Source organism: Haloarchaeobius caseinilyticus (assembly GCF_051207395.1).
In the GTDB taxonomy this organism is placed as follows: Archaea; Halobacteriota; Halobacteria; order Halobacteriales; family Natrialbaceae; genus Haloarchaeobius.
Genome location: NZ_JBPJZC010000001.1, coordinates 623,297 through 638,103 on the forward strand (window position 1 = coordinate 623,297; position 14,807 = coordinate 638,103).

The following is a 14,807-nucleotide window of genomic DNA, read 5'->3' on the forward strand; positions in this document are numbered from 1 at the left end:
ACCACGGGGTTCAAACCGGGGCCTCTCTGACGGGGTGGTATGAACGAGGACCAATGGGAGTTCCTGACGGAACTACTAGAGACACCGAGTCCGGCCGGCTACGAGACACGCGGACAGCGCGTCTGGGTCGACTACGTCGAACAGTTCGCCGACGAAGTCCGGACCGACGCGTACGGGAACGCGGTGGCAGTGTACGAAGGGGGCGACGACGGACCCGCTATCGCCGTCACCGGCCACGCCGACGAAATCGGCTTCAACGTCCGCCGTATCGACGACAACGGTTTCCTCCACCTCGCCGCGGTCGGTGGTGTGGACCGAACCGTCTCCCGCGGTCAACGAGTGACGGTCCACACCGCGGATGGGCCAGTCACGGGCGTCGTGGGCCAGAACGCAGTGCACATCCGAGACGGTGACGACGAGGCCGTCGACGTGACGAAACAGCCAGTCGACGTGGGTGCAGCAGATGGCGAGGACACTCGCGAAGTCGTCGAAGTCGGTGACCCGGTTACGTTCGCCACGACCGTCGAATCGCTCATGGGAACACGCATCGCGGGCCGCGGGCTCGACAATCGCGTGGGCAACTGGGTGGCCGCCGAGACGCTCCGTCGTGCCGCCGAGGCATCGGTCGAGACGAGCGTGTACGCGATATCGACAGTGCAGGAAGAACTCGGCACCCATGGCGCGAAGATGGTCGGCGACCGACTCGACCTCGACGCCGTAGTCGTGGTCGACGTGACGCACGCTTCAGACTATCCGGGCAGCAAACCGGAGAAAGCGGGCGACGTGGCACTCGGTGATGGCCCAGTCGTCGCTCGGGGCAGCGCGAACCACCCCGTCGTCGCACAGGCGGTTCGGAAGGTGGCCAGCGACTCGGCTATCGACGTACAACTACAGGCCGACCCGCGACACACCGGGACGGACGCGAACGCCTTCTTCGTCGCAAGCGGCGGGGTCCCGACGCTCAACCTCGGCATCCCGAATCGCTACATGCACACGCCGGTCGAGGTCGTCGACACCGAGGACGTCGACGCTGCGGCCGACCTGCTCGCGGCGTTCGCAGGACAGGCCAGCGAGTACGACTCGTTCGCGGTCGACGTCTGAGTCTGCCACGATCGCCGCGACGCGTCCCGACCGGAGATTTCCTCCACACCCAACGCGGCCCGAACCTAACTCGGTACGTTTATGCACGCGTCGCAATCCTGTTGGTGTATGAGCGAACGGAGCAACCGCCCACTGGACGTGCTCGAAGCGTCCGTCGGCGAGGACGTCACCGTCCGACTGAAAGACGGCGACGAGTACGACGGCGAACTCACCGGCTACGACCAGCACATGAACCTCGTTCTCGAACGAGACGACAACACAACCATTATACGCGGCGATAACGTCGTCTCGATTATCCCATGACTGGCGCAGGAACTCCCTCCCAGGGTAAGAAGAACACCACCACACACGTCAAGTGCCGACGCTGTGGTGAAAAGTCGTACCACTCGAAAAAGAAGGTCTGCTCGTCTTGCGGCTTCGGCGACTCCGCCAAGCGTCGTGAGTACGCCTGGCAGTCGAAGGCTGGCGAGTAAGCCGTTCGAATTTTCTCTCTCGTTCACCACCGCAGAGCGACAGCGCCGTCGCTGTCGAGGACACACGCACTGGGCACACGACGCACCGGCTGCACCGGAATCACCGGCGTCGACAGGCTTCGACACCGACAGCGGTGGATGAACACACCGACGCCGACAAACATATGCACAAATGTGTATATATCGTGGGGTTCGGGGCGGGAGTAGGGCACAACCACGGGGATTTTTGTACTCGACCACCCGACTCACGACCATGACAGACGGGCCGGGCACACGCCCACCGATGGAGGGTCCGACGGAGAAATGTGGCGTCGTGGGCGTCGCTCTCGCCGACCGCGCCGCCGCGCGACCGCTGTACTACTCACTCTACGCGCTCCAGCACCGTGGGCAGGAGTCCGCCGGTATCGTCACCCACGACGGGTTCCAACAGCACGACCACGTCTCGATGGGACTGGTCGGCGACGCCTTCTCGCAGTCGGACATCGAGGCGCTCAACGGCGAGTCGGGTATCGGCCACGTCCGCTACCCGACCGCCGGGAGCGTCGACAAGTCCTGTGCCCAGCCGTTCACTGTGTCGTTCAAGTCCGGCTCGCTCGCGCTGAGTCACAACGGCAACCTCGTCAACGCCGACGAAATTCGCGACGAACTCGCGGGGATGGGCCATGCCTTCACCTCCGACGGCGACACGGAGGTCATCGCACACGACCTCGCGCGTAACCTCCTCGAGGCCGACCTCGTCCGCGCCGTCAAGCGAACCATGAGCCGAATCCACGGCTCGTACTCGCTCACCATCATGCACGACGACACCGTCCTCGGCGTGCGTGACCCCGAAGGGAACCGGCCGCTCTGCATCGGCGAACTCGACGACGGGTACGTCATCGCGTCCGAATCGGCGGCTATCGACACGCTGGACGGCGAACTCGTCCGCGACGTGGCCCCGGGCGAACTCGTCGTGCTCCACGAGGACGGCACCGGGTTCGACTCCTACCAGCTCGTCGAGCGCGAGAACACTGCACACTGCTTCTTCGAACACGTCTACTTCGCCCGACCCGACTCCGTCATCGACGAGAAACTCGTCTACGAGGTCCGGCGTGAACTCGGTCGCCACCTCTGGGAAGAGTCCGGCATCGAGACGGACGTGGTCATGCCCGTGCCCGACTCCGGGCGTGCGTTCGCCTCCGGCTACGCCGAGGCCGCACAGGAAGACGGTGCAGAGACCGAGTTCGCGGAGGGCCTGATGAAGAATCGCTACGTCGGCCGGACGTTCATCATGCCGACGCAGGACGAGCGCGAGCGCGCAGTCCGCCTGAAGCTGAACCCCATCAAGTCGACCGTCGAGGGCAAGACGGTCACCATCATCGACGACTCCATCGTCCGCGGGACGACCTCGAACCAACTCGTGAGCCTGCTCAAAGACTGCGGTGCCGAGGAAGTCCACATGCGCATCGGCGCGCCGCCCATCGTCGCGCCCTGCTACATGGGCATCGACATGGCCACGAGAGAGGAACTCATCGCGGCCGGAAAGACCACCGAGGACATCCGCGACGTAATCGACGCCGACTCGCTGGCGTACCTCTCCATCGATGCCGTCGCCGCCGCACTCGACAGTTCCCGCGCCGACCTCTGTCTCGGCTGTGTGACTGGCGAGTACCCCTACGAGATCGAGGGCGAACCGACCGACCGGGAGGTCGAACGCCCCGTCATCGAGGGTGCGGACCTCGTCGCCGACGACTGAACGAGTTCACCTTCTGGCGGTCAGGGCCGCTGCTGTTTCACGACCGCTGCTGCTTCACGACCGCTTCTGTTGTCGATACGCCTGCCCGAGGAGCAGGGCAGCGAACGCGAAGTAGACCACTCCCGGCAGCGTGTACGTAATCGTATCGGTCAACTGCCCGACACCGAGCACGAGCATGACCACGGCGAACACGAGTACCAGCGCCTCCAGCACCCGGCCACCGGTTCGCCGCTCGGAGTCTCCTGTATCCCCTGTCATCGAAGAGATATTCGTTTCCGCCGGGATAAATCGTGCCGCCAGTCACGCCCGCTTTGCGGCTGTCCGACTGCGAGGCCGACTCACTTTTATCGGTACTCGAAAAACGCACGACTATGCCCGGTCCTGCGTTCCTCCACGGCGACGACGTCACACTGAACACGGTCGAAGAGGCAGATATCGACTTCCTGAACGACCACATCAACGACGCCGCGGTTCGCATCGGCCTCGGCAGCGCCGACCCGAAGAACAGCAGCCAGACGCAGGAGTTCTTCGAAGAGAGTGTCTCTTCGGACGAGTCTGTCAATCTGCTCGTCTGCGTCGACGACGAGCCGGTCGGCCAGGTCAGTGCCCACCGGATGGACGAGAAGAACGGGACGACCGAAGTCGGGTGCTGGCTCGCCCCCGAGTTCCATGGTGAGGGCTACGCCGCCGACGCGACACGCCGACTGCTTCGCTACCTGTTCGAGGAGCGCCGGATTCAGACCGTTACCGCCCACGTGTTCGCGTTCAACGAACCGTCGTACCGATTGCTCGAATCGGTCGGCTTCGAGCGGGTCGGGGAGGTGCCGAACCAACTGTTCGTTGACGGCGAACATCACGACGACTTCGTGTACGCGATGACCGTCGACGACTGGCGGGCCGGCGACTGACCGTCTGCAGTGGGCCGTAGCTGTGTGCAGTGGACAGGGCCACTGTCCCCACCCAATCGCTTACGCCCCTACCCACCGAGTTTCAGCCATGCCCGGCCCACCGTTCCTGTCCGGCGACATCGTCGACCTGTGTCCGATAGAGCGCGACGACCTCGAGTTCTTCCGCGACGTGATGAACGACCCCGACGTGCGACCGTTCTTCGGCAGCGTCACGCCGCTCAACATGGCGATGGAGGAAGACTGGTTCGAGAACCGCGTCTGTGCGGGTGACGACGTGAAGTTGCTCGTCTGTGTCGACGGTGAGGCTGTCGGGACCATCTCGCTCAACGACCTCGATTCGCACCACGGCCACGCCGAAGTCGGCTACTTCGTCGCCCCGGACCACCAGCGCGAGGGCTACGGCGCGGACGCCTTGCGGACGGCCACCGACTTCGCGTTCACCCAGCGACGACTCCAGACCGTGTTCGCCCGGGTGTACGCCTTCAACGAGGCCTCTGCAAGACTGCTCGAATCGGTCGGCTACGAGCGATGCGGAACGCTGCCGAACTGGGGCTTCGTCGACGGCGAGTACCACGACGCGAAACTGTTCGCGGCGACGGCGGACGACTGGGAGTAACCTGCCCTAAGCAAGACGTGCGACGTGGCAGCACACCTGCGGAGGACTTACGATGGCCGGCACGCAGACGTTCGCAATGCCAGGCGCAGTGTTCTGTCGCGGCGAGACGGTCGAACTCCGAACCATCGAAGAAGACGACCTCGAATTCCTCCGAGATTCCATCAATCATCCCGACGTTCGGGTCCCAGTCGGGAACCACACACCCCACAATCTCGATTCGCAAGCGGACTGGCTGGAGAACGTCGCCGTGTGCGACGACGAAGTGAACATGCTGGTCTGTGCCGACGGCGAGGCAGTCGGCGTCGTCACCATCGCCGAAATTCAGGAGCGCCACGGCACCGCCGAACTCGGCTACTTCGTTCATCCCGACTTCCACCGACAGGGCTACGGGACCGACGCCGCACGAACGATGGTCGACTACGCGTTCCGCGAGCGCCGGTTTCGGTCGCTGATGGCTCGCGTCTTCGACTTCAACGAGGCGTCGGCGAAGGTGCTCGAAACCATTGGCTTCGAACAAACAGGGACGTGGCCCGACTGGGTGTTCGTCGACGGTGAGTCCCACGACGTGCGCCTCTACACGACCACGGCCGACGACTGGCTGTAACTTTCATTTGTAAAGATCTGTGGTCCGACGTGACCTGCTACCACACCTGAATACGACTTAACTCGGTGAGTTGTGAAACAGCTATCATGCCCGGAGCTACCTTCCTCGAGGGTGACGTGGTGGACCTCTGTACGGTCGAAGAGGAGGACCTCGACTTCGTCGTCGAGGCCATCAACGACCCGACGGTCCGCGTCCCGCTCGGAATCGCGGAACCCCGCAACCGAAAGCAGCATCAGGAGTGGTTCGAAGAAGAAGTCTCGTCCGACGACAGCCTCGTCTTCCTCATCGTCGCCGACGACGAGGCGGTCGGCGTCATCAACGCCAACTGGATGAGCGAACGCCACGGCCACACCGTCCTCGCCTGCTGGCTCTCGGCCGACGCCCACGGCGAGGGCTACGGCACCGACGCGACGGAGACGCTCGTCGACTATCTGTTCGAAGAGCGCCGGATGGCCGCGGTTCGCGCCGAGGCGTTCGCGTTCAACGAGAAGTCGAACGCGCTGCTCCAGTCCATCGGTATGGAACACGTCGGCACGCTGCCGGAGTGGGTCTTCGTCAAAGGTGAGCGCCACGACTCGAACATCTACGTCGTCACGGCGGACGAGTGGTGGTCGTGAGCGACACGACGTTCCTCGTCGGCGACGAGGTAATCCTCCGGCCGCTCGAAGCGGACGACCTCGAGTTCTGTCGCGACTGGGTCAACGACCCACAGGTCAGGACCTCGCTCGGCATCGGCGAACCCATCAACTTGAAACAGGAAGAGGAGTGGTTCGAGAAACAGGTGTGTGACAAAGACTCGTCTGCCATCCATCTCGCAATCGAGGTCGACGACGAACCCGTCGGCGTCATCAACACACACTATATCGACGGCCGACATGGCAACACCATCCTCGGCTGCTGGCTCGCACCCGCGTTCCACGGCCAAGGCTACGGCACCGACGCGACGCGAACGTTCATCGACTACCTGTTCGAAGAACAGCGACTCGGCGCGGTCCGCGCCGAAGCGTTCGAGTTCAACGAGAAGTCCCGCGCACTGCTCGAATCCGTCGGCATGGAGCAGGTCGCCACCATCCCGAAGTGGATCTTCGCCCGTGGCGAACACCACGACACCTGCGTCTACGTCATCACGGCGTCGCAGTGGCGCGAACAGCGGTAGTCGGTCGAAAAACGGGTCTTCTGCCGTTCTGTAGCCTCTCTCCCTGTTTTCGCCTTCAGAACAGCTGGTACAGCATCAGGTAGACCACGAACCCGAGGAAAAAGGACACCAGCCAGAGCGGGGCTGCGATACGGCCGATACTGGGGTGGCGCGTGTCCTTCAGTTCCGCCATCGGGTGCGTCCACGCGAGCAAGAGGACGTAGTACAGCAGCGGGAGACAGACGATGGCCAGCAGCATGTGGATGGCCAGAATCGCGAGATAGACGGTGTGAATCAGTCCCGTCTCCTGGAACTCGTGGGGGCCGAGCAGCGCGACCTTGTACAGGTACAGGACGAGGAAGCCGACGAACAGCACGACGCCAGTGAGCATCAGCTTCCGGTGGTTCTGGTAGTCACCGGCCCTGATGGCGCGCAGCCCAGCGACGATGACGCCGATGGCCACGACGCTGATGACCGCGTTCACGTGCGGAATCGCGTCTAAGACCCACGCGGGCGCGGCCGGGAGCAACGACTTCGGGATGAGTTGGCGCGCCGCGCCGATGACGAGCGCCAGCGACACCACTGTCAACACTGCCGTCACCGCCGGAACGTTCCGCTTGACCGTCTTCTCCATGTCGGGCAGTCGGGAGTGCAGGGAGTTAGTGGTTACTCAGTCGACGTGCTCACTCGACCGGCTCGACGACGAGCGTCATCGTCTCCCCAAGAGACTCGTGTGGGCGACACGCGAACTCGTAGGTTCCCGACACCTCGAACGTGTGGTCCAGTTCGAAGCCCGCATTTTCGACGGTTTCGTGCCCCTCCCAGTCCGAGCCGTCGGGCTGGGCGTCGATAGCGAGATTGTGGTTGTCGGAGTCCCAGCGGAACGTGATGGTCGTTCCCTGTCTCGTGTAGGCGGGTTCCTTCGAACCGGGTTCGAACACGTAGCTTCCGTCGGCACCGACGAGTATCTCAGCTGGGCAGTCCTCTCCGAGTAAACAGGTATCGCCCGGCCCGCTCGTCGTTCCCACGACGATTCGTCCCTTGGCGCCGAGCCCCGAGTGCGGGTCACACTGGAATTCGTACACGCCCTCGGTTTCGAACGTGTGTTCGTACTCGAAGCCCGTGTTCTCTACCGAGGTGTGCCCCTCCCACGTCGCGCCCTCGGGGACGCTCGTGACGTCCAAGTTGTGGTTGTCAGAGCGCCAGACGAACGTGACCGTCTCGCCGGGGTCGATGTGCAGGTCGTTCGGCGCAAACTCGAACTCGCCGCCAGGTGCGACTTCGACGACGTTTCCGTCCTGCGGCGGTTCCTCGGTCGTCGTCTCCTCCGGTTCGCCCGTCTCGGTCACCACGATGGTGCCCGTCATGCCGACGGACTCGTGAGGTGTACAGTAGAATTCGTAGGTCCCGAGCACGTCGAAGGTGTACTCGTGTTCGAAGCCTTCGTCTTCCACCTGCGTGTGGCCGGCCCAGAGGCCCGTTTTCGGCTGGTCGTCGACAGTTACCGAGTGCGAGTCTGATTTCCAGACGAATCTGACAGTCGTTCCTGGCGTGATGTAGAGCGGTTCGTCGGTGCCGGGTTCGAACACCAGTTCGTTTCGGGGGCCGACCTCGACGATGACCGGCGAGTTCTTGTCGGCCGCTGCGTCGTCACCGCTGGTCGTATCTGCGGTCGCGCTCGGTTCGGCCGTGTCCGTCGCCGTCGGCTCGTCATCACTCGTCGCCGGGTCACCACCGGCCGTCCCGGAGTCGAGACAGCCGGCGAGTCCGGCGGTCGCGAAGGCGATACCGGTCGTTTGCAGGACGGTTCGTCGGTCGTAGGGAGGGTTTCGCGTCATCGGGAACCTGACCTCGTTCCCAGAATCGGTCGCTTCCGGTAATAGTTGCCAGACCGATTCTCACTGTCTGGGAATCGACAGTATCGGCCAGCGTGCCCCCGCTGCCATCCACACCGAACACGGCAGGCGACGTACTGTTTCTGGACAGTTCGCTGGTGGGGACGCGCTCTTTACCGAAACTCGGTCCTGCCCAGAACACCCGAAGCGTCTCCTGTCCAGTGCGTTCGAAGAACGTCACGGTGATCTCGTGTTTCCCGGCGGCAAGGTCGATGGTCCCCGACTGCTCCTCGTAACTGTGTACGCCGTCGTTGTCGACGATCACGTCGTCACCGATGGTCAGTCTGCTGCCGTCGTCAGACCCGGTCCAGAACGTGTACTCGCCGTCTTCCGGCACCTCGACGTAGCCGGTGTATCGGTAGGCGAACGTCTCGCCGTCCTGTCCGGCAGCGAAGATGTCGAAGTTGTCCGTCTCGCCGGTGGTCGTCGGCGTCAGCGTGTCGAAGTCCGGCAAGCTGTTCCAGTTCCCCTCGTAGTGTTCGTAGTCGAGGCCCTGCTCGACCGCCCCCGGTGAATCCGGTCCTCGGATGGCTGCCGCCTCGGCGGTCGTGCTCGCTGGGGCCGTTTCACCGTCCGAGCCGACGACGGTCAGCGTCGCCGTCCGAGAGCCCACACTGCCGTAGGTGTGGGTCACGGACGGCCCGCTCGTCGTAGTCGTGTTCCCATCGCCGAAGTCCCACTGGTACCCGGTGATGCTCCCGTCGGCGTCGGTCGACCCGCTCGCGTCGAACGAACAGGTAAGCCCGACACAGGTGGCGTCGACACTGGCAGACAGGAGCGGCTCGTGCGAGAGCCTGCCAGTCGGAATCGGTTCCTTTCCGAAGCTCGGGCCAGCCCACGCCACGTCGAGGACCTCGCCGCCGGTGTGTTCGAACTGTGTAACAGTGATTTCGTGGAGTCCACTTGAGAGCGTCACCGTCCCGGACGCCGATACTGGCGCGTGGAGTCCGCCGTTTTCCACGACGCGATTCCCGTCGACGAACAGTTCGCTGCCGTCGTCAGAGCGAGTCCAGAACGTGTACTGGCCGTCTTCGGGCACCTCGATGTAGCCGGTGAACCGGAACGCGTAGTCGCTCCCGCGCTGGCGGAGCGAGATATCGAACGAATCCGTGCTTCCGACCGTCGTGGGAACGTCGCTGTCGAAGTTCGGCAGGCTGGTGTAACTCGACGATGCTTCGAAGTACTCGTACGCCACCCCTGGCTGCAGTCGAACCGTCGGGTCGGCGGTCCGCGGAACGCGGTACTGTGCGAGGACGAAACTTCGCCGTGCATCCGACGGTTGCCAGACGACGCGCAGCACGTCACCCGCTTCGAAGCCGCCGGGGTAGGTCATCGTCGCCGACGCCGCACTGTTGGTCGAATTGAGTGAGAACGAATTTCCAGCTCCTAGTTCCCCGCCATCACTCCATGTGTAGTTCTGTGCGACGCCGCCGTCGGCCGGTTGGACGACGAGCGTTACGCGTCCGTCGTCGCTGTCGAGCGTCTGACCACCCTGATGGGTCACGACCAGCACGCCGTCTGTCGCGTCGTAGGCTACGTCGAACTCGACTTGGGGCGCTGGCTCGTCGAGTACCGACGTGAGGTCGACGCCGGAGAGTAGTACCGCCCCCGCCGCGACGAACGCGACCGCGACCATCAACACCAGTGCGATTTGCTCGTTGAGGCCACGGTCGTCTCTCATTGGAGAATCGTTTCACGCTAGCCGACATGTGTGTGGTGGCCGTTCGAGTGTTCGGAGCAGTCGCTACTCGACGACGAAAGCAACCGACGCAGTACACCCGCATCACGAGAACAGCAATGCGACTGCTCGTGGGTTGTTGCATCGGAAAGGATTATGCGTGGGTGCTGTCCGTTAGGAGAGCACCCGCATCGTGTTGGGTGGTAGAGTTGGTGACCACCCGTGCGATGCGTGGGACCGGATTTGAACCGGCGGACCTCTACAGGACAGCGCCCTCAACGCTGCGCCGTTGGCCTGGCTTGGCTACCCACGCTCGCTGTGTCTTACTGCATTCCCTCGTTTTGGGGGGATAAATAAAAGGCTGTCTTTTTCAACCGACGATGGGCGGGTGTCGCATGGGGAAGCGCGACAAAGCGGGGTATTCAAATGTCACGCCGAGATAGTGGATGGTATGCCGAAATACTCGACGGGTGGCTCGTCGGGTAGCAGCGACGGCGACACCTGCGAACTCTGCGGTGCGGACAGCAACGACCTCCGGACGGCGAACGTCGCCGGGGCGTCGCTGCAAGTGTGTCGCTCCTGCGCTCCCCACGACGACGCCAAGAAGCAGCAGTCCCGCGGGAACCAGAGTAGCGGTTCGAGCGGCGGTTCGCAGGGACAGGACGAACGGAGTCGCAAACGACGGGCCGTCCAGAACGCAGCCAAGGCCAACGACGTCTGGGACGGCGACTCCTCGCGCTGGGAAGCCGAGGGGACGAACTACGACGACGACCCGCTCCCGTACCTCGTGAAGAACTACGGCCAGAAACTCACCGAGGCGCGCCAGGAGAAAGGCCTTCAGCGCGAGGAACTCGCAGCCGAACTCGGTGTCGACGAAGCAGACATCATCGCCATCGAGCAGGGCCGCGCGACGCAAGCCGGTATCGGCGGTGGCCTCATCTCGGCCATCGAGGACCAACTGGACATCGAACTCGCGGAGTCCTAACTGCGAAGTCGACGGGGAGTAGTCGCCCCACAGTGTTTTTGTCGACTGCGCGTGTCTCCTCGTGGCGATGACGCAACTCGCCGCGACCGAACCGTACTCGACGCGATTCTCCACCGAGGTCGTCGCCATCGACGGCCGGACCGTCCGACTGGCAACGAGTTACTTCTACGCCGAGAGCGGTGGGCAACCGGCAGACAGGGGCACTATCGGCGACGTGTCCGTCGTCGACGTGCAGGAAGTCGACGGCGAGCACGTCCACACGTTGGCCGAGGACCCGTCGTTCCGCGAAGGGCAAGAGGTACTCTGTGACGTGGACTGGACGTATCGGACGTACTGCATGCGAGCACACACGGCGAGTCACGTCCTCTACGGTGCGGGCCGCCGCCTGCTCGACGACCTCGGCTACGGCGGCTTCGGTATCGACGACGAGAAAGTGCGGGTCGATTTCGAGACGACGTCACAAATCGACGACGAGACGCTGGTCGAACTCGAACGACTCGTGAATCAGGTCGTCTGGGAGTCACGGTCGGTCTCGTGGGAGGAGGTCCCACTCGAAACCGTCCGCGAAGACGAGTTCGTCTCGTTCAACACGAAGACGGAAGCGGGCGTCTTCGACGAGAGCGACGAAGTGCGAATCGTGACCATCGGCGAGGGTGAAGTCGTCCCCGGCGAACCGTCGGACGGGCCGTGGGACGTGGCGGCCTGCGGCGGCACACACGTCCGAGACACGCGAGAAATCGGCCCGGTTACGCTGCTTTCTCGGTCGAACCCCGGCGAGGGACTGACCCGCGTCGAGTTCGCGGTCGGTCCCAAAGGCATCGACCATCGTGCAACCGAAAAGGCCGCGCTCTTCGACGCGAGTCGAGCACTGGAGACGAGTCCCGATGCAGTCCCCGCGGCAGCCCAGTCGCTCCGTGAGCAACTGAGCGACTGCGAGGCAGAACTGTCGTCGCTCCGTGGAACACTCGTCGAAGCACGGCTCGCAGCGTTCGAACCGTTCGAGCGTGACGGTGCGACGTGGCTCGCGGGGACCATCGATGGTGTCGGGCCGAACGACGTGCGGGAACAGGTGGAAGCGTCGGCCGGCGAAGCGGCCGACGTGGTAGTCGTCGCAGGTGACGCGGGTGGTACCTTCGTGGTCGTCGCGGCAGGTGCGGGCGACGACGCGGCCTCGGTCGTCGACGCAATAACCGAGGCCCACGGCGGCGGTGGTGGTGGTAGCAGTGGATTCGCGCAGTGTGGCGGTATCACCGCGTCACCGGCTACTGTCGTTGCCGACCTCCGGTCGGAGTAGCATCGGCACGAACAGTTGCAGTCTGGTGGTGAACAAAGCGGTACGTGCGAGATGGGCAGGATGCACGTACCGAGAGGCACCGACAGGCAGCAACAGTGATTTCCACGACTATCGGTAAAAATCCAGTCATTGGGCGCCGAAACCACTGTTCCGTGCTTCTAGCGCTGTTCCGCCCCGAGGATAGTGTTCCGTCTCCTGTGGAAATTGATACTACCTTCCGAGGGACAAACGATATACCCCCTCGGAGAGCACCTGTAGTCATGTTTGGTCCCACGGAACGAGTCACGTTCATTTGGGGGTCGGCCGCTCGCAGGGAGGTACTTGGCGTCCTCGCCGCGTCAGAACGACCGCGACAGGATGTCGTCGAAGCCGCAGATGCCAGTGAGTCTGCGGTGTACGATGCGATGAATCGCCTCAAACGCCGCGGATACGTCTTCGAGCGCGAGGATGGACCGTGGGCACTGACCGGCACTGGACAGGCGTTCACCGACTTGCTGGAGCGGGTGCAGACGGTCGAAGGCGTCGTCGACACCGCCCCCGACTACTGGGCGACACACGACCTCTCTGCCCTGCCCGAGTCGTCACGTCGAGAACTCCACAAACTCGACGGCTCCGAGGTCATCCACTCGCCGGAGACCGACCCCTTCCGCGCGTCACGGTACGTCGAGAGCGCTATCGAACACGCGTCCGAGGTCGCTATCGTCTCCCCGGTCTACGACGACCGGTTCGCGAGTGCCCTCGCCGCCTCGCCGGCCGAGCGCCCACGACTCATCTTGACGCCCGACGTGTTGCGACAGACGGCCGACACGCCGACCGAGGACAGACACGAGACCGACCACATGGACATCAGGGTCGCCGACGCAGCATTCGCCATGGTGGTGACCGGCGACGGTACCTACCTCTCACTGCCACGCCTCGATGGCGGTTACGACCCGCAGACCGAACTCGTCGCTGAATCGTCGGCTGCCGTCGAGTGGGGTCGGGAAGTGTACGACGCGCTCTGGGCCGACGCGACGCCGGTCGAGGAATTGACGATTGCGTGAGACGACGCGCCGCCCGAAGAGTGCTCGACTGAACCGACCGTCGGCATCACGCGAATCAGGCAACTTTTTCCACCGGTGTCCGTATACGGTGGTATGCAACTGACCGCAGAACAGGAGGCGGTCCGGGACGTGGTCCGGGAGTTCGCCGAGGAGGAAGTCAGACCCTACGCGAGCGAGTGCGACGAGGAACAGTCCTTCCCCGAGGAGGTCTGGGACAAACTCGCAGAACTCGACCTCACCGGCCTGACCGTCCCCGAGGAGTACGGCGGCTACGACGCCGACCCGATGACCTACGCCATCGTCAACGAAGAACTGGCGTACGGGATGCTGTCAGTCGCCACCGCCCTCTCGGTCCACGGGCTGGCGACCTCGTGCATCGCCGAGTTCGGCTCCGAGGACATCAAAGAGGCGTGGCTGCCCGAGATGGCCACCGGCCGACCCATCGGCGCGTTCGCGCTCTCCGAGCCGAACGCTGGCTCGAACCCGGCCGAGATGGACACCGAGGCCCGCCGTGAGGGCGACGAGTTCGTCATCAACGGGAAGAAGCAGTGGATCACGAACGGGCAGCGAAGCGACGTCATCATCCTGTTCGCAAAGACCGACCGCGACGACCCCGGCTCCATCACGCAGTTCCTCGTCCCCAAAGACGAGGTCTCGGGTCTCGAAGTCGGCAAGAAGGAGGACAAACTCGGCCTGCGCGCCTCGGATACGACGACGCTCATGTTCGACGACGTGCGCATCCCCGCCGAGTACCAGCTCACCGAGGAAGGTCGCGGGCTCTCCGCCGCGTTCCACATCCTGACCGGTGGCCGCATCGCCATCGCCGCCCAGTCGACCGGACTGGCACAGTCCGCCCTCGACGAGGCACTGCAATACGCCCAGGACCGCGAGCAGTTCGACCAGCCGATTTCGGACTTCCAGACCATCCGGCACAAACTGGCCGACATGCAGACCAGTATCACCGCCTCCCGCCTGCTCACCCGCGAGGCAGCCCGAAAGCGCGCCGAGGGCGACGTGCAGGCCACCTCGTTCGCCGCCTCGCAGGCCAAATACTTCGCCAGCGAAGCCGCGATGGACGTGACGAACGAAGCCGTCCAGATTCACGGCGGCTACGGCTACACGACCGACTTCCCCGTCGAGCGGATGTACCGCGACGCAAAGATTCTCACCATCTACGAGGGCACCTCGGAGATTCAGAAGAAGATTATCGCGCGCAATCTGCTCGACTGAGCCGACGAGCGTTCCCGATTTTGCGGTTTTCGTCGACGACCCGAGCAACCGGTATGGCGCGCGCTGGCAAGTATGCCTGAGCGGAGCGAAGGCTACGAGCAGAAATCGCG

General features: G+C 63.7%; 17 protein-coding genes and 1 tRNA gene. 13 read left to right on the forward strand and 5 right to left on the reverse strand.

Going from position 1 to position 14,807, the window contains the following annotated elements:
- Positions 1-39 precede the first annotated feature (39 nt).
- The 4 genes from ACSC1P_RS03360 to purF all read left to right on the forward strand — a co-directional run bounded on the left by ACSC1P_RS03360 (position 40) and on the right by purF (position 3,309).
- Entirely contained in the window at positions 40-1,101 is a 1,062-nt protein-coding gene (locus ACSC1P_RS03360) for a M20/M25/M40 family metallo-hydrolase (protein WP_435358716.1), read from the forward strand.
- Between the two features lie 108 nt (positions 1,102-1,209).
- Positions 1,210-1,404, forward strand: a complete 195-nt coding sequence (locus ACSC1P_RS03365) for an LSM domain-containing protein (protein ID WP_435358717.1) — start codon at positions 1,210-1,212, stop codon at positions 1,402-1,404.
- Positions 1,401-1,574 (forward strand): 50S ribosomal protein L37e, encoded by a 174-nt coding sequence (locus ACSC1P_RS03370; RefSeq protein ID WP_261651709.1) that lies wholly within the window; start codon positions 1,401-1,403, stop codon positions 1,572-1,574. The genes ACSC1P_RS03365 and ACSC1P_RS03370 overlap by 4 nt, the downstream gene beginning before the upstream one ends.
- A 253-nt stretch (positions 1,575-1,827) precedes the next feature.
- Positions 1,828-3,309, forward strand: a complete 1,482-nt coding sequence (purF, locus tag ACSC1P_RS03375; protein ID WP_435358718.1) for an amidophosphoribosyltransferase — start codon at positions 1,828-1,830, stop codon at positions 3,307-3,309.
- 54 nt (positions 3,310-3,363) lie between these two features.
- On the opposite strand, the gene ACSC1P_RS03380 is transcribed toward purF, so the two are convergent.
- Positions 3,364-3,567, reverse strand: a complete 204-nt coding sequence (locus tag ACSC1P_RS03380) for a hypothetical protein (protein WP_435358719.1) — start codon at positions 3,565-3,567, stop codon at positions 3,364-3,366.
- A 113-nt stretch (positions 3,568-3,680) separates the two neighbouring features.
- Between ACSC1P_RS03380 and ACSC1P_RS03385 the strand changes: the two genes are divergently transcribed.
- The 5 genes from ACSC1P_RS03385 (at position 3,681) to ACSC1P_RS03405 (ending at position 6,593) form a co-directional block, all read left to right on the forward strand.
- Positions 3,681-4,217: a GNAT family N-acetyltransferase gene (locus tag ACSC1P_RS03385; protein ID WP_435358720.1), complete on the forward strand. Its 537-nt coding sequence runs from the start codon at positions 3,681-3,683 to the stop codon at positions 4,215-4,217.
- A gap of 88 nt (positions 4,218-4,305) precedes the next feature.
- Complete coding sequence (locus tag ACSC1P_RS03390; RefSeq protein WP_435358721.1) at positions 4,306-4,833, forward strand: GNAT family N-acetyltransferase; 528 nt, start codon at positions 4,306-4,308, stop codon at positions 4,831-4,833.
- Between the two features lie 52 nt (positions 4,834-4,885).
- Entirely contained in the window at positions 4,886-5,437 is a 552-nt protein-coding gene (locus ACSC1P_RS03395) for a GNAT family N-acetyltransferase (protein WP_435358722.1), read from the forward strand.
- An 86-nt stretch (positions 5,438-5,523) separates the two neighbouring features.
- The gene (locus ACSC1P_RS03400; protein ID WP_435358723.1) at positions 5,524-6,054 is read left to right on the forward strand and encodes a GNAT family N-acetyltransferase; all 531 of its coding nucleotides are present in this window, start codon (positions 5,524-5,526) and stop codon (positions 6,052-6,054) included.
- The gene (locus ACSC1P_RS03405) at positions 6,051-6,593 is read left to right on the forward strand and encodes a GNAT family N-acetyltransferase (protein WP_435358724.1); all 543 of its coding nucleotides are present in this window, start codon (positions 6,051-6,053) and stop codon (positions 6,591-6,593) included. Before ACSC1P_RS03400 ends, ACSC1P_RS03405 begins: the two co-directional genes overlap by 4 nt.
- 55 nt (positions 6,594-6,648) lie before the next feature.
- Here ACSC1P_RS03405 and ACSC1P_RS03410 read toward each other — a convergent pair whose 3' ends face one another.
- The 4 genes from ACSC1P_RS03410 to ACSC1P_RS03425 form a co-directional block, all read right to left on the reverse strand.
- The gene (locus ACSC1P_RS03410) at positions 6,649-7,206 is read right to left on the reverse strand and encodes a DUF420 domain-containing protein (protein WP_435358725.1); all 558 of its coding nucleotides are present in this window, start codon (positions 7,204-7,206) and stop codon (positions 6,649-6,651) included.
- Positions 7,207-7,255: 49 nt separating this feature from the next.
- Entirely contained in the window at positions 7,256-8,410 is a 1,155-nt protein-coding gene (locus ACSC1P_RS03415) for a plastocyanin/azurin family copper-binding protein (RefSeq protein ID WP_435358726.1), read from the reverse strand.
- On the reverse strand, positions 8,301-10,148 hold the full coding sequence (locus tag ACSC1P_RS03420) for a PA14 domain-containing protein (protein ID WP_435358727.1): 1,848 nt from the start codon (positions 10,146-10,148) through the stop codon (positions 8,301-8,303). The genes ACSC1P_RS03415 and ACSC1P_RS03420 overlap by 110 nt, the downstream gene beginning before the upstream one ends.
- 225 nt (positions 10,149-10,373) lie before the next feature.
- Positions 10,374-10,458: transfer RNA gene (locus tag ACSC1P_RS03425), tRNA-Leu, on the reverse strand.
- 138 nt (positions 10,459-10,596) lie between these two features.
- Here ACSC1P_RS03425 and ACSC1P_RS03430 point away from each other — a divergent pair.
- The 4 genes from ACSC1P_RS03430 (at position 10,597) to ACSC1P_RS03445 (ending at position 14,697) form a co-directional block, all read left to right on the forward strand.
- Positions 10,597-11,130, forward strand: a complete 534-nt coding sequence (locus tag ACSC1P_RS03430; RefSeq protein WP_435358728.1) for a helix-turn-helix domain-containing protein — start codon at positions 10,597-10,599, stop codon at positions 11,128-11,130.
- Between the two features lie 67 nt (positions 11,131-11,197).
- Positions 11,198-12,424 carry an alanyl-tRNA editing protein gene (locus tag ACSC1P_RS03435; protein WP_435358729.1) on the forward strand — a complete coding sequence of 409 codons (1,227 nt, stop codon included), beginning with the start codon at positions 11,198-11,200 and terminating at the stop codon, positions 12,422-12,424.
- A gap of 260 nt (positions 12,425-12,684) precedes the next feature.
- Positions 12,685-13,467 (forward strand): helix-turn-helix transcriptional regulator, encoded by a 783-nt coding sequence (locus ACSC1P_RS03440; protein ID WP_435358730.1) that lies wholly within the window; start codon positions 12,685-12,687, stop codon positions 13,465-13,467.
- A gap of 93 nt (positions 13,468-13,560) precedes the next feature.
- Positions 13,561-14,697, forward strand: a complete 1,137-nt coding sequence (locus ACSC1P_RS03445) for an acyl-CoA dehydrogenase family protein (protein WP_435358731.1) — start codon at positions 13,561-13,563, stop codon at positions 14,695-14,697.
- The last annotated feature ends 110 nt before the right edge of the window (positions 14,698-14,807 follow it).

Excerpts from the sequence above, each read along its gene's own strand:
- ACSC1P_RS03360 (WP_435358716.1), top strand. The coding sequence starts at position 40 with ATGAACGAGGACCAATGGGAGTTCCTGACGGAACTACTAGAGACACCG.
- ACSC1P_RS03365 (WP_435358717.1), top strand. The coding sequence starts at position 1,210 with ATGAGCGAACGGAGCAACCGCCCACTGGACGTGCTCGAAGCGTCCGTC.
- ACSC1P_RS03370 (WP_261651709.1), top strand. The coding sequence starts at position 1,401 with ATGACTGGCGCAGGAACTCCCTCCCAGGGTAAGAAGAACACCACCACA.
- purF (WP_435358718.1), top strand. The coding sequence starts at position 1,828 with ATGACAGACGGGCCGGGCACACGCCCACCGATGGAGGGTCCGACGGAG.
- ACSC1P_RS03380 (WP_435358719.1), bottom strand. The coding sequence starts at position 3,567 with ATGACAGGGGATACAGGAGACTCCGAGCGGCGAACCGGTGGCCGGGTG.
- ACSC1P_RS03385 (WP_435358720.1), top strand. The coding sequence starts at position 3,681 with ATGCCCGGTCCTGCGTTCCTCCACGGCGACGACGTCACACTGAACACG.
- ACSC1P_RS03390 (WP_435358721.1), top strand. The coding sequence starts at position 4,306 with ATGCCCGGCCCACCGTTCCTGTCCGGCGACATCGTCGACCTGTGTCCG.
- ACSC1P_RS03395 (WP_435358722.1), top strand. The coding sequence starts at position 4,886 with ATGGCCGGCACGCAGACGTTCGCAATGCCAGGCGCAGTGTTCTGTCGC.
- ACSC1P_RS03400 (WP_435358723.1), top strand. The coding sequence starts at position 5,524 with ATGCCCGGAGCTACCTTCCTCGAGGGTGACGTGGTGGACCTCTGTACG.
- ACSC1P_RS03410 (WP_435358725.1), bottom strand. The coding sequence starts at position 7,206 with ATGGAGAAGACGGTCAAGCGGAACGTTCCGGCGGTGACGGCAGTGTTG.
- ACSC1P_RS03415 (WP_435358726.1), bottom strand. The coding sequence starts at position 8,410 with ATGACGCGAAACCCTCCCTACGACCGACGAACCGTCCTGCAAACGACC.
- ACSC1P_RS03420 (WP_435358727.1), bottom strand. The coding sequence starts at position 10,148 with ATGAGAGACGACCGTGGCCTCAACGAGCAAATCGCACTGGTGTTGATG.
- ACSC1P_RS03430 (WP_435358728.1), top strand. The coding sequence starts at position 10,597 with ATGCCGAAATACTCGACGGGTGGCTCGTCGGGTAGCAGCGACGGCGAC.
- ACSC1P_RS03435 (WP_435358729.1), top strand. The coding sequence starts at position 11,198 with ATGACGCAACTCGCCGCGACCGAACCGTACTCGACGCGATTCTCCACC.
- ACSC1P_RS03440 (WP_435358730.1), top strand. The coding sequence starts at position 12,685 with ATGTTTGGTCCCACGGAACGAGTCACGTTCATTTGGGGGTCGGCCGCT.
- ACSC1P_RS03445 (WP_435358731.1), top strand. The coding sequence starts at position 13,561 with ATGCAACTGACCGCAGAACAGGAGGCGGTCCGGGACGTGGTCCGGGAG.